An 11,821-nucleotide genomic window follows, 5' to 3' on the forward strand; every position below is an offset into this window, starting at 1 on the left:
CCACAATTCTTTCGGGACAGCAGCGCGGCCATTGACGCCATCGCGGGCAAGCCTCGCTCCTACGTTGAGGGCGGCGGGGCTGTTATTGGCGTTCGGGGCCGTTGCCGATTTGCCAGACGAAGGGTGGTTCGCTGCCATTGATTGCCCAATCGCCGACGATGCGCGCCTTGTAGATCACCGGGTTGTGCGACGACACAGTGCGGGCGTTGCGCCAGTGGCGGTCGAGGGCCTTGCCCTGGCGGATATCCGAAGCGCCGAGGGCATTGAACAGTTCGCTGGTGGCGCGCTGGATCAGTTCGGTGACCACCACCTGGGCGGTGGCCGACTGGATTTCCGCCGCGACATTGGCCGCCCGTTCCGCCTGGTCATTACCGGCAAAACGCGCCAGGTACGCCTGCTGCGCCGGCTCAGCCGCGCGCACTGCGCTGGCCTCGGCGGCGTATACCAGGGCCGAGATCTCGCCGACCACCTGCTGCACCTGGGCATCCTCGCTGACCCGTGGCGCATTGCCGTGGCTGTAGATGCGCTTGCGGTTGCGCACTTCGTGGGCGACATCGCGCAGGGCCGCACGGCCGATGCCCGCCAGCGTCGCCAGCAGCACCAACTGGTAGAAGGCGGTCTGGTATTTGAAGCGGGTGGCGAAGTCGATAAGGTTCTCGGCCTCCACTTCGGCATCGATAAAGCGCGAAGTGCCGCTGCCGGTGGTGCGCTGGCCGAAGCCGTCCCAGTCGTCGCTCTGCACGATTCCCGGCTGGCGGGCGCGCACTGCGGCGATCACGTCGCCACCGGTGTCGCTGCGCCGGGCGTAGACATCGATCCAGTCGGAGAAAATGCTCCCGGTGCTGTAGAACTTCTCGCCATTGAGCCGCCATTTGTCGCCATTCGGCGAGACCTGGGTGATGACGTCGCCGATGGCCACGCTGCCGATCTCGGTCCAGGCGCAGCCGACGATGTCGCCCTCGACGAAACGCTTGAACCACAGGTCCCGCGCCGGCCCCGGGGCGGCGTTGAGCCGGTCCTCGGCAAAGGCGAAGTGCCCGCGCAAGGCTTGCGGCACGTTGGAATCGGCCTCGGCCAGTTCGATCAGCAACTGGAACAACTGCGGCAGGGAGGCGCCGCCGCCACCATATTCCACCGGCACCCGCACCGCGCCAAAGCCGGCCTCCTTGAGCCACAGGATCGCCTCGTACGGCAGGCTGCGCGATTGCTCGCGCTCAACCGCGCCGGCGGCGATCCGCTTGAAGATCGGCCGGAAGCGCCCGGCCAGGGCTTCGTAGTCGACGCCTATGGACAATGGGTTGATTACCTGGTGTTCGGTCATGGCACAGCTCCTTCTCAGCAATAAATTGGCTCGGTGGTGAAAAGCGTGGTTTCTGCGGATGGGATTGCACGGTCCGTGCCGGGAGGCGGGCGAGCGTAATCAGTGGGCCGAGGGCGGGGTGGCTGGCCGGCAACTGTTGCCCAGCCAACAGCGCATCAACAAATCGACCGGTTCATGGGAGGTTCGACGGTCTACCTGTAGCCGCTGCCGCAGGCTGCGATCGGCTGCGTAGCAGGCGCCGCTTTTGCNGCAGCCTGCGGCAGCGGCTACAGGGATCCGGGTGTCTGGTGTCTCGCGGCTGGCACGTTTGCTGCTCTGTTCCCCGGACACTGTTATTCGAACACTTCAGTCGCGAGGACAAGCCAATGAGTCAGCAAGCCGTGAAATTTGCCTACTGGGTGCCGAACGTCAGTGGCGGGCTGGTGGTCAGCAAGATCGAGCAGCGCACCCACTGGGGCATCGACTACAACCGCAAGCTGGCGCAACTGGCCGAGGCCGCCGGTTTCGAGTACGCCCTGACCCAGATCCGTTTCACCGCCGGCTACGGCGCCGAGTTCCAGCACGAGTCCGTGGCGTTCAGCCACGCGCTGCTGGCCGCCACCGAGAAGCTCAAGGTGATCGCCGCGATCCTGCCCGGCCCCTGGCAACCGGCGCTGGCGGCCAAGCAGCTGGCGACCATCGACCAACTGACTAATGGCCGGATCGCGGTGAACATCGTCAGCGGCTGGTTCAAGGGTGAATTCCAGGCCATCGGCGAACACTGGCTGGAGCATGACGAGCGTTATCGGCGTTCCGAAGAATTCATCCGTTCCCTCAAGGGCATCTGGAGCCAGGACAACTTCAGCTTTCGCGGCGACTTCTATCGCTTCGACAACTACAGCCTCAAGCCCAAGCCGCTGGGCCAGCCGGAAGTGTTCCAGGGTGGCAGCTCCCGCGCCGCGCGGGACATGGCGGCGCGGGTGTCCGACTGGTACTTCACCAACGGCAACACGCCGGAAGGCATCAAGGCCCAGGTCGACGACATTCGCGCCAAGGCCGCGGCCAACAATCATTCGGTGAAGGTCGGGGTCAATGCTTTCGTGATTGCCCGCGACACCGAGGAAGAAGCGCGCGCGGTGCTGGCCGAGATCATCGACCAGGCCGACCCGGAAGCGGTGAACGCCTTCGGCGACGCGGCGAAACAGGCGGGCAAGGCGTCGCCGGAAGGCGAGGGCAACTGGGCCAAATCCACCTTCGAGGACCTGGTGCAGTACAACGACGGGTTCAAGACCAACCTGATCGGCACGCCGCAGCAGATCGCCGAGCGCATCGTCGCCTTGAAGGCGGTGGGCGTGGACCTGGTGCTGGCGGGGTTCCTGCACTTCCAGGAAGAGGTGGAGTACTTCGGCAAGCGCGTGTTGCCACTGGTGCGCGAGCTGGAGGCGCAGGCGGCGCTGAAGCGCGAGGACGCCGCGGCCTGAAGGTGAGCTGTAGGAGCGAAGCTTGCTCGCGATGAAGGATAACGCGGTGTGCCAGGCGTACTGCGTCGTCTTTATCGCGGGCAAGTCGGATCGCCGCCCGCTCGCTCCTACAAGAGCAGAAGCGGGTTACAGACCGAGGTCAGACAGCCCCGGATGGTCATCCGGGCGCCGGCCCAGCGGCCAGTGGAACTTGCGCTCGCTTTCCTTGATCGGCATGTCGTTGATGCAGGCGTAGCGGTTGGACATCAGGCCATGCTCGTCGAACTCCCAGTTCTCGTTGCCGTAGGAGCGGAACCAGTTGCCCGAGTCGTCGTGCCATTCGTAGGCATAACGCACGGCGATGCGGTTGTCGGTAAAGGCCCAGAGTTCCTTGATCAGGCGATAGTCCAGCTCCTTGGCCCATTTGCGGGTCAAAAAGCCCTTGGCTTCTTCGCGGTTGTGGGCGAACTCGGCGCGATTGCGCCATTGGGTGTCCAGGGTATAGGCCAGGGACACTCGCTGCGGATCGCGGGAGTTCCAACCGTCTTCGGCCAGGCGGACCTTTTCAATGGCCGATTCGCGGGTGAAAGGGGGAAGTGGCGGACGAACTTCAGCGTTAGATGACATTTAAAGTCTCCAATGAAAGTTGAGGTTCAGCAGGGTGTCGAACTTGTTTTAAAGGATTACAGGTCCAATAACTTTCGCGCCATGCATTGCGCATTATCGGCAGCACTGCGATCACCCATCACAAGTGCAACGGTAATGGCGCCGTCGATCAGGATCAGCAGCTGTCTGGCTTGCTCCTCCGGATCCCCGGTGCCGGGTTTTTCAGATGCGTGTTCCTTGCAGAGCTCTAACACGTAGTCGAGCAGTTTCTGTTTGTGTTCCCTGGCCACCACCCGTACCGAGTCCTGCGGGTCGCCGGTCTCGCCGCTGGTATTGATGAAGGCGCAGCCGCGAAAGTCCTCGGAGGCGAACCAGTCGCCCAGCACGCTGAACAGGTTGAGCAGGCGCGCGGCCGGCGTCGGGGCCTTGCCGACCTCGCTCCTGAACCAGTGCATCCAGCGCAGGTCGCGGCGTTGCAGGGCGGCCACCACCAGTTCGTCCTTGGTGGTGAAGTAGCGGTAGATGCTCTTTCTGGAGACGCCGGCGGTCTTCACCAGGAGATCCATGCCAGTGGCGGCGATGCCACTTTTGTAGATCAACTTTTCGGTGACATCCAGAATGATGTCGCGTGTGTCGTTGCTAGTGATTTCGTTCATGTGGCGTACAGTAGAACGATCGTTCTCCTTGGTCAATAAGTTATTTTTCCACGCGCAAAATCATTATCGCCGCTTATCCAGTTGCGAGCGGTTTTGCGGTGGGGGTGAGGGACAGGCGACAAATCTTCACAGCGCCCCGCAAGACCCGAGCTGGCACCTTGGTGTAAGCTCTTGCGCTCTTTTGGATTCGACCTTCTGCGAGCCCTATGCCGTCGCTTTTCAAACGTTCCCTGCTGCCCAAGTTGCGCAGCTTCCCGCTGGCTGCCGATGACCTGTCCATTCTCAATGGCGCCGCCGAATTCCGCCGTTGCCTGCTGGAGAAAATCGCCCAGGCCACCCGGCGCATCTATATCGTCGCGCTGTACCTGCAACAGGACGAGGCCGGCCAGGAAATTCTCGATGCCTTGCACGCCGCCAAGGCCGCGCGCCCGGAGCTGGACGTGGTGGTCGTGGTCGACTGGCTGCGCGCCCAGCGCGGGCTGATCGGCGCCGGCAAGCAGCCGGGCAACTCGGCCTGGTACCAGGAAATGACCCGTACCCACGCCAGTGAGGTGCCGGTGTACGGCGTGCCGGTGCAGACCCGCGAGCTGTTCGGCGTGCTGCACCTGAAGGGTTTCGTGATCGACGATTGCGTGATCTACAGCGGCGCCAGCCTGAACAACGTGTACCTGCACAAGTTCGACAAGTACCGCTTCGACCGCTACCACCTGCTGCACAACCCTGAGCTGGCCGACTCCATGCAGCACCTGGTCCAGCATGGCCTGGTGGCGTCGCGGGCGGTGCATCGCCTGGACCTGCCGAACCTGCCGACCACCCGCAGCCTGCGCAACGACATCGGCGATCTGCGCAGCCGCCTCAAGCACGCGGCCTACGACACCAGTGCCGGCGGGGTACTCAAAGACTCGTTGTCGGTCAGCCCGTTGCTCGGGGTGGGCAAGAACAACCCGCTGAGCCGGGTCATCTGCGAACTGATCGCCAGCGCCCAGCAGCAACTGACCATCTGCACGCCGTATTTCAACCTGCCGTTGGCGGTGACCCGGGAAATCAACCGCGCCCTGGCGCGCGGGGTGAGGATCGACATCATCGTCGGCGACAAGACCGCCAACGACTTCTACATTCCGCCGAGCGAGCCGTTCAAGGTCATCGCCGCGCTGCCGTACCTCTACGAGATCAGCCTGCGGCGCTTCGCCAAGCGGCATCAGAAGGCCATCGACAGCGGCCGCCTGAACCTGCACCTGTGGCGCGACGGCGACAATACCTACCACCTCAAGGGCATGTGGGTGGACCAGCGCTACACCTTGCTCACCGGCAACAACCTCAACCCGCGGGCCTTCCGCCTCGACCTGGAAAACGCCTTGCTGCTCGACGACCCCAAGGGCGAGTTGCTGGAGCCGCGGCGCCAGGAGCTGGAAACGATCTTCCGCCACACCCAGCGCATCGAGCACTTCCAGCGCCTGGAAACCCTGGTGGACTACCCGGCGGCCGTCGGCAAGTTCCTGCGCCGGGTCAGCCGGGTGCGGATCGAGCGGTTGCTCTACCGCATCCTCTGAGGTCCGCGGCGAACGATCCACGATGGGGTCGTTCTTGCTGGCCCTGAAGCCCCTGCGGGGCTTATCGCAGCCTTCGGCAGCGGCTACATGAAGCTAGGCCCCGATTCTGTAGCCGCTGCCGAGCCCGCGAGGCTGCGATAAGGGCCGAAGGGCCTTCATCGGTCTCGAGATCGCCGCGCCCCTTCGGGACGTACGCAGCCTGCGGCAGCGGCTACATGAAGCCAGGCCCCGATCTTGTAGCCGCTGCCGAGCCCGCGAGGCTGCGACAAGGCCCGCAGGGCCTTCATCGGTCTCGAGATCGCTGCGCCCCTTCGGGACGTACGCAGCCTGCGGCAGCGGCTACAGTTGTATCAGCGCCGGGATCACCTGGCGCTTTTCGCCGCCGGCCAGCCCGCCACCAACAGCAGCAACAGCGCGGCAATCAGGTAGGGCAGGCGCGGTTCGAGGGCGTAGATCAGCGAGCCGGCCAACGGGCCGATCACCACGCCAAAGCCCTGGGCGGCGCCGATGGAGCCGGCGGTGGCGCCTTGTTCGGCGGCGTCCACGGCGTTGGCCGCCAGGGCCGAGAAGGACGGGAAGATCGCGCCCATGCCCGCCGCCGAGACAAAAAAGCCCAGCCACAGCCCCCAGGCATTCTCCACCAGCATGCAGCCGGCAAAACCGCTGGCGGCCAGCAGCGCGCCGGCGCGGATCATCCGCAGCGGCGGCCATTCGAGTTTGCGCACCACCAGTTGCGAGCAGATCAGCGCCACGCCGACCATGGCCAGGGCGATGCCGGCGGCCTGGGCGGCGTCGGCCGTGTTCAGGCCCAGGCGGTCGAGGGCATAGAAACTCACGGTGATCTGCGCGATGGACACGCAGAGCATGGCGACGAAGGCCACCGTCATCGGCCGGCGCAGCCGTGGGTCGCTCAGGCGTACCGAGCGCGGTGCCTGCTTGAGGTGCAGCTCCTGGCGCGGCAGCTTGTACAGCAGCACCAGGAACGCCGCCAGCGGCAGCACGGCCATGGCGTACAGCGGCAGGCTCAGGCTGACACGGGCAAGCAGCGCGGCCACGGCCGGGCCCAGCACCAGGCCGACGGCGTTGGCGGCGCCCAGGGTGGCCATGGCGCGGGCCCGATGCTCGGGCTCGACGTTGTCGGCGATCAGGGCAAAGCCGCCCACCGGAATGGCCGCATAGAACACCCCGATCAGGCCGCGCCCGAGCATCAGGCCGATAAAGGCCAGCCACATGCCCGGCAGCAGGTGCAGCGAGACATCGATAAACAGGCACAGCGCCCAGTAGGAGAGGGTGAAGCCGGCCGTGCCGAGCAGCAGCACCCGACGGCGCCCGAAGCGGTCGCTGGCCTGGCCCCAGGGCCGCGCCAGGAGCATCCAGATCACCCCGGACACGGTCACCGCCGCGCCGGCCTGCCAGGTGGCCAGGCCGAGCACACGGACGATCGGGCCGATCAGCGAGACGAAGGCCATCATCGACATGGTGCAGGCCATGTAGGCGACCATCAGCGGCAAGAGTTTGAACGGGGCGGCGGTCTGCGCCGGTTGGGCCGTTGGGGTGGACATGCAAAATCTTCCATGAAAGTCAGGAGTGCGCGGGACGTTATAGATAAAACGCGCCGCCGCCCAGGGTTATCGGCGCAGGTGAGGGTAGACCAGCAGCCTGGGTGATGGGGCGAATAATAGGTATGCCGGCCGGACGCTTGTCTGTAGGAGCGAAGCTTGCTCGCGATAGCCGCNCAGCGGCGGTATTCAAATTTCACCGCGTCGTCCTGGCGAACTTATCGCGAGCAAGCTTCGCTCCTACAGAATCGGGGCGGATCCCCAGGGCTCAGTTCAGGCCCAGCTTGCCGCGCAGGGTCGAGAGGTCTTCGGCCAGGGTATTGACCGGGCCCACCAGCGCCTTGCGGTCGTTATCCTTGACCTTGTCGTAGGTCTCGAAGCCGCCGTCGGCGGTTTTGTACTTGGCGAGGATCTTGTTCACCGTGGCGAAGTTCTTGTCGACCTTGGCGACGAAGGCCGGGTCCTGCTGCTCGATCTGCGGGCGGAACAGGTCGACGATTTTCTTCGCCCCGTCGATGTTGCCCTGGAAGTCGTAGAGGTCGGTGTGGCTGTAGCGGTCTTCCTCGCCTGAGACCTTGGTCGCGGCCACTTCCTCCAGCAGGGCGGCGGCGCCACCGACGACTTTTTCCGGCGGGAAGGTCAGGCCGGCGACGCGGGTTTGCAGGTCCTTGACGTCCTTGTTCAGGCGGTCGGCCAGCGCATCCAGGCCCTGGGTGGAGTTCCGGGCGAACAGCGAATACTCGATGCGATGGAAGCCGGTAAAATCCTCGGCCTCGACGCCTTGTTCGTGGTCGTCGACCCGCGAGTCGATAGAGGCGTCGAGGTCGCTGAACAGCTCGGCGATCGGCTCGATCGACTCGTAGTACACCCGGGTCGGGGCGTAGAGCTTCCTGGCGGTGGCCAGGTCACCTTTCTTCACCGCGTCGGTGAAGGCCTGGGTGTGGCTGGCCAGCTCGTCGAGCTGCTCGGTGACGTAGATCTTGTAGTCGGAAATCGGCCCCACCAGCTCCAGCGGCGATGTGGCGGCAACCGCCGACAGCGGAATCTGGAGCAAGCCAAGGGTCAGCAACACAGCGAGAGGCGACTTTTTCATGGGGCGTTTCCGTGGGGGGTGATGTGGGTGGTGGTCAGGCGCTGGTTTTCGCTTGGGTGGCCTCGAGCAGCGTGCGGCCGATGAAGTCGCGGTCGCCGGTGACGCCGGGCAGGGCGAAGAAATAACCGCCGCCCACCGGCTTGAGGTATTCCTCCAGGGGCTCGCCGTTGAGGCGGCTCTGCACTGAGATGAAGCCTTGCTCCAGGTCGGCCTGGTAACAGATGAACAGCAGGCCCATGTCCAGCTGGCCGTTCTTGTTCACGCCGTTGGAGTAGTTGAACGGCCGGCGCAGGATCAGGTTGCGCTGGGTCTCGGCGGTGCGCGGGTTGGCCAGGCGGATGTGGGCGTCGAGCTTGGTCAGCTGGCCGTGGGGATCCTTGCGGTAGTCCGGCACCTGATGTTCCTGCTGGCCATCCATGGGCGCGCCCGAGGCCTTGACCCGGCCGATGATACTTTCCTGCTCCTGCAAGGGCGTGCGGTCCCAGCGCTCGACGAAGTTGCGGATGATGCGCACCGCCTGATAGCTGCCGTGGGCGGCCCAGGCCGGTTCGTCACTGCCGGGCTGGACCCAGACGATCTGCTCCATGGCCTTGCGGTCGTTGGAGTCGGGGTTGGCCGAGCCGTCGCGAAAACCCAGGAAGTTGCGCGCGCTCTGCGCCGGCTCGCCAGGACGGGCCGGGGCCTGGGGCGGCACGCTGCCTTCCTGCTTCCAGCGCACCAGCAGCAGGTCCGGGAGGTTTTTCACGATGTCGCGCAGGGCGTGGATATTGGTGTCGGCGGTGTTGGAGCAGAACTGCAGGCTCAGGTCGCCGTGGCAGCTGTCGGGCTCCAGGGCATCGTTGGGGAAGCCGACCATGCGTATCAGGCGCCTGGGTTTGGCCGGGGCCAGGCCGAAGCGCTCGTCGAACAGCGAGGCGCCCACCGAGACGGTGATGGTCAGGTTGTCCGGGGTCACCACCGGGCCGAGGATGCCCGAGTCCAGCGGCGGCAGTTTCGGGTCGACCTGGGGGACCGGGCCACCGGTCATGAGGAATTTGATGCGCTGGTCGAGGGTGCGCAGCAGTCGCTCCAGGTCTTCGCGATCGCTGGCCAGTACGTCGAACGCCACCAGCATGCCGGCCGCAGGGCGCGGGGTGACGATGCCGCTTTGATGCTGGCCGTGGAAGTCGTGGCGGTCCTGGGTCTTGTCGCTGCTCGGTGCTTGCGTGACCTGGGCGGTGGTTGTCCCGGCCTGGGCTGCCAGCGCCGGGCAGCTCAGGCTGCTGCCGGCCAGGGCGACACCGGCGGCGCCCATGTCCAGCAGCATACGGCGGCGTTGGGCGGAGAAAGCTGGATTGGAAGAGTCTGAATCGTTCATCGGGCGGGCGTCTTCTGCTTACAGGCCGGAAAGGCCAAGGGCGGGATCGATTCCATCGAGTGCATCGGCCAGAACCTTGGCCTGGTCGGCGATCCGCTTGCGCTGATCGGCGCCGACACTGTCGTAGGAGGCGTAGCCTTCGGAGGTGCGCAAGGCGCCGTACTGGCTGTCGAGGGCGCCGAGGGCGCTGTCGATCTGCGCCAGCAACGGCGCGGCGGGCTTGGCCAGCAGGGGCCGCAGCAGGTCGACGACCTTGCGGGTGGTCTCCAGGTTGGCGGCAAAGCCGTTGAGGTCGCTGTGGCTGTAGCGCTCTTCCTCGCCGCTGCTGGCGCGCACCTCGGCGATGCTGCGTTGGGCGCGGGCGACCAGGCTGACCAGTTGCTCCGGTGGCAGCGACTGGGCCAGCAGTTGTTGCTTGAGGCTGCCGACATCGCTGAGCAGGCGCTGGGCGATAGGCGTCAGGCCACTCAGGTCGCGTTGCTGGAACAATGCGTATTCGAGGCGGTGGAAGCCGACGAAGCTGGGGTCCTGCTCGCGTTTTTCGAAGTAGTCGGCGCGGGCGTTGATGCTGTTGTCCAGTTCACCCAGGCGCTGGGCGGCCGGGGCGAGGCGCTGGTAGGCCGCGCGCGCCGGCAGGTACAAAGCCTGGGCCTGGGCCAGGTCGCCGGCCTGGATGGCTTGCTCCAGGGCGCTCACGGCCTTGATCAGGGCCGTGCCCTGGCTACTCAGGTAGACCCGGAATTCCGACAGCGGGCCGACAAAGGCGACCATCGACGGCCGGGCCTTGGCCTGGGCGTCGGACTCGGCGGTGGGGGTTACATGCAGGGTGCCGCGCGGGTTGCTCAGCAGGCCGCAGGTGATGGCGTAGTCGCCGGGTTGCAGCCTGGCGTTGATCACCTGGCTCAGGCCCGGCGCGATGTTTTCCCGTTCTTCGACCACCAGCACGCCGTCGAGGATTTCCCATTCCACGGCGCGGTCCGAACGGTTGAGGATACGAAAGCTCGCCGGCCCGGCCGGCACGCTCAGGGCGTTCGGCTCGCAGCTGTGGGGGTGGATGGTCAGGGTGATTTCGTCCTTGTGCGCCTGGCGTTTGCTGGCGGCCAGCTGCGAGGCGTAATAGAACAGCCCGCCGGCGGCGATCATCACCATCACGGAACCCGCGAGCGCCCAGCGCAGGGCGCTCGGTGCCGGGGGCTGTGGGGAGGCTTGCTGGGTCATGGAAAGGCCTTAGTGGCTGGAAACGGAAGACGATGGGCTGGCGGCGGGTGCCGCGCCGGGCAGGAAGAACAGCACCAGGGTCACCAGCAGGTAGAGCAGGTAGGCACCCAGGGTGCTGACGGTGGGGGCGTCCTGGTAACCGAACATGCCGGCCAGCACCGAGCCCAGCGGGCCGTCCATCGGCAGGCTGGCGCTGAAGTCGAACAGCACGGCCTGCAGGTGGTTCCAGACCCCGGCTTCATGCAGGGCCTGCATTGCATTGGCGAGGATGCCGGCGGCCACCACCAGGATGAACAGGCCGGTCCAGCGAAAGAACGCGCCGAGGTTCAGGCGCATGCTGCCGGTGTAGATCAGCCAGCCGACAATGATTGCCAGCACCAGGCCGAGCAGGGCGCCGATCGGTGCGGCCGGGCCTTGGCTCTGCTGGAACACCGCGAGGAGGAAGAACACCGTCTCCAGGCCTTCGCGGGCCACGGCGAAGAACACCATGGCGATCAGCGCCGTGACCTGGTGCCGGGAGCCGGTCAGCGCCTGGTCCAGCGAGGTGTGCAGGGAATGCTTGATCGAACGCGCCACCTTGCGCATCCAGAACACCATGGAACTGAGAATGCCCACGGCCACCAGGCCGACGATGCCTTCGAAGAGTTCCTGCTGCTTTTGCGGAAACTCGGCGCTCATCAGTTCCAGGCCGCCGCCCACCAGCAGGGCCAGGGCCGCGGCGAGAAACACGCCGATCCACACGGCCGGCATCCACTGGCCGCGCCCGGTCTGCTGCAGGTAACTGGCGATGATGCCAACGATGAGCGCGGCTTCGATCCCTTCGCGCAGCATGATCAGAAATGGAACGAGCATTCAGCACCGGCGGGCAGATAGATAGGGAGCTAAGTTGTAGCATGATGATACGTATTCGCAAATGACTATGGTTGGCATTTGCTGAACGTGAGCTGAACGGAGCGCGTTTCGCGGGGCGTGGTATGGCTTCAGTAGGAGCGAGGCTTGCCCGCGATGCAGGCACTGCGGTG

At 65.4% G+C, this 11,821-nt stretch carries 10 protein-coding genes; 2 read left to right on the forward strand and 8 right to left on the reverse strand.

The genetic code is table 11. The annotated features are described in order from the left end of the window. Positions 1–82: 82 nt before the first annotated feature. Entirely contained in the window at positions 83–1,321 is a 1,239-nt protein-coding gene (locus tag ACTJKT_RS26435) for an acyl-CoA dehydrogenase family protein (protein ID WP_440789152.1), read from the reverse strand. Between the two features lie 365 nt (positions 1,322–1,686). Here ACTJKT_RS26435 and sfnG point away from each other — a divergent pair, with 365 nt between their 5' ends. Further along, entirely contained in the window at positions 1,687–2,781 is a 1,095-nt protein-coding gene (gene sfnG, locus ACTJKT_RS26440; protein ID WP_440789153.1) for a dimethylsulfone monooxygenase SfnG, read from the forward strand. A 126-nt stretch (positions 2,782–2,907) separates the two neighbouring features. Here the strand turns inward: sfnG and ACTJKT_RS26445 are convergent, their stop codons facing one another. Then, on the reverse strand, positions 2,908–3,387 hold the full coding sequence (locus tag ACTJKT_RS26445) for a nuclear transport factor 2 family protein (protein ID WP_007932923.1): 480 nt from the start codon (positions 3,385–3,387) through the stop codon (positions 2,908–2,910). A gap of 56 nt (positions 3,388–3,443) precedes the next feature. Beyond that, complete coding sequence (locus ACTJKT_RS26450; RefSeq protein WP_440789209.1) at positions 3,444–4,022, reverse strand: TetR/AcrR family transcriptional regulator; 579 nt, start codon at positions 4,020–4,022, stop codon at positions 3,444–3,446. A gap of 206 nt (positions 4,023–4,228) precedes the next feature. Between ACTJKT_RS26450 and pssA the strand changes: the two genes are divergently transcribed. Further along, positions 4,229–5,572, forward strand: coding sequence for a CDP-diacylglycerol--serine O-phosphatidyltransferase (pssA, locus tag ACTJKT_RS26455; RefSeq protein WP_440789154.1), 1,344 nt, complete (start codon positions 4,229–4,231; stop codon positions 5,570–5,572). Between the two features lie 362 nt (positions 5,573–5,934). Here the strand turns inward: pssA and ACTJKT_RS26460 are convergent, their stop codons facing one another. The 5 genes from ACTJKT_RS26460 to efeU form a co-directional block, all read right to left on the reverse strand. Beyond that, entirely contained in the window at positions 5,935–7,134 is a 1,200-nt protein-coding gene (locus ACTJKT_RS26460) for an MFS transporter (RefSeq protein WP_440789155.1), read from the reverse strand. 265 nt (positions 7,135–7,399) lie between these two features. Beyond that, on the reverse strand, positions 7,400–8,224 hold the full coding sequence (gene efeO / locus ACTJKT_RS26465) for an iron uptake system protein EfeO (RefSeq protein ID WP_440789156.1): 825 nt from the start codon (positions 8,222–8,224) through the stop codon (positions 7,400–7,402). A gap of 34 nt (positions 8,225–8,258) precedes the next feature. Beyond that, positions 8,259–9,581, reverse strand: coding sequence for an iron uptake transporter deferrochelatase/peroxidase subunit (efeB, locus tag ACTJKT_RS26470; protein ID WP_440789157.1), 1,323 nt, complete (start codon positions 9,579–9,581; stop codon positions 8,259–8,261). An 18-nt stretch (positions 9,582–9,599) separates the two neighbouring features. After that, the gene (gene efeO / locus ACTJKT_RS26475) at positions 9,600–10,799 is read right to left on the reverse strand and encodes an iron uptake system protein EfeO (protein WP_440789158.1); all 1,200 of its coding nucleotides are present in this window, start codon (positions 10,797–10,799) and stop codon (positions 9,600–9,602) included. Between the two features lie 9 nt (positions 10,800–10,808). Continuing rightward, on the reverse strand, positions 10,809–11,651 hold the full coding sequence (efeU, locus tag ACTJKT_RS26480; RefSeq protein WP_440789159.1) for an iron uptake transporter permease EfeU: 843 nt from the start codon (positions 11,649–11,651) through the stop codon (positions 10,809–10,811). Positions 11,652–11,821: the final 170 nt, after the last annotated feature.

The organism is Pseudomonas sp. 22526, assembly GCF_052044735.1.
Taxonomy (GTDB): domain Bacteria; phylum Pseudomonadota; class Gammaproteobacteria; order Pseudomonadales; family Pseudomonadaceae; genus Aquipseudomonas; species Aquipseudomonas piscium.

What these genes read in the sequence shown, in the direction of transcription:
- ACTJKT_RS26445 (WP_007932923.1), bottom strand. Translation starts at nt 3,387, where the DNA reads ATGTCATCTAACGCTGAAGTTCGTCCGCCACTTCCCCCTTTCACCCGC.
- efeO (WP_440789158.1), bottom strand. Translation starts at nt 10,799, where the DNA reads ATGACCCAGCAAGCCTCCCCACAGCCCCCGGCACCGAGCGCCCTGCGC.
- sfnG (WP_440789153.1), top strand. Translation starts at nt 1,687, where the DNA reads ATGAGTCAGCAAGCCGTGAAATTTGCCTACTGGGTGCCGAACGTCAGT.
- ACTJKT_RS26460 (WP_440789155.1), bottom strand. Translation starts at nt 7,134, where the DNA reads ATGTCCACCCCAACGGCCCAACCGGCGCAGACCGCCGCCCCGTTCAAA.
- pssA (WP_440789154.1), top strand. Translation starts at nt 4,229, where the DNA reads ATGCCGTCGCTTTTCAAACGTTCCCTGCTGCCCAAGTTGCGCAGCTTC.
- efeU (WP_440789159.1), bottom strand. Translation starts at nt 11,651, where the DNA reads ATGCTCGTTCCATTTCTGATCATGCTGCGCGAAGGGATCGAAGCCGCG.
- efeO (WP_440789156.1), bottom strand. Translation starts at nt 8,224, where the DNA reads ATGAAAAAGTCGCCTCTCGCTGTGTTGCTGACCCTTGGCTTGCTCCAG.
- efeB (WP_440789157.1), bottom strand. Translation starts at nt 9,581, where the DNA reads ATGAACGATTCAGACTCTTCCAATCCAGCTTTCTCCGCCCAACGCCGC.
- ACTJKT_RS26435 (WP_440789152.1), bottom strand. Translation starts at nt 1,321, where the DNA reads ATGACCGAACACCAGGTAATCAACCCATTGTCCATAGGCGTCGACTAC.
- ACTJKT_RS26450 (WP_440789209.1), bottom strand. Translation starts at nt 4,022, where the DNA reads ATGAACGAAATCACTAGCAACGACACACGCGACATCATTCTGGATGTC.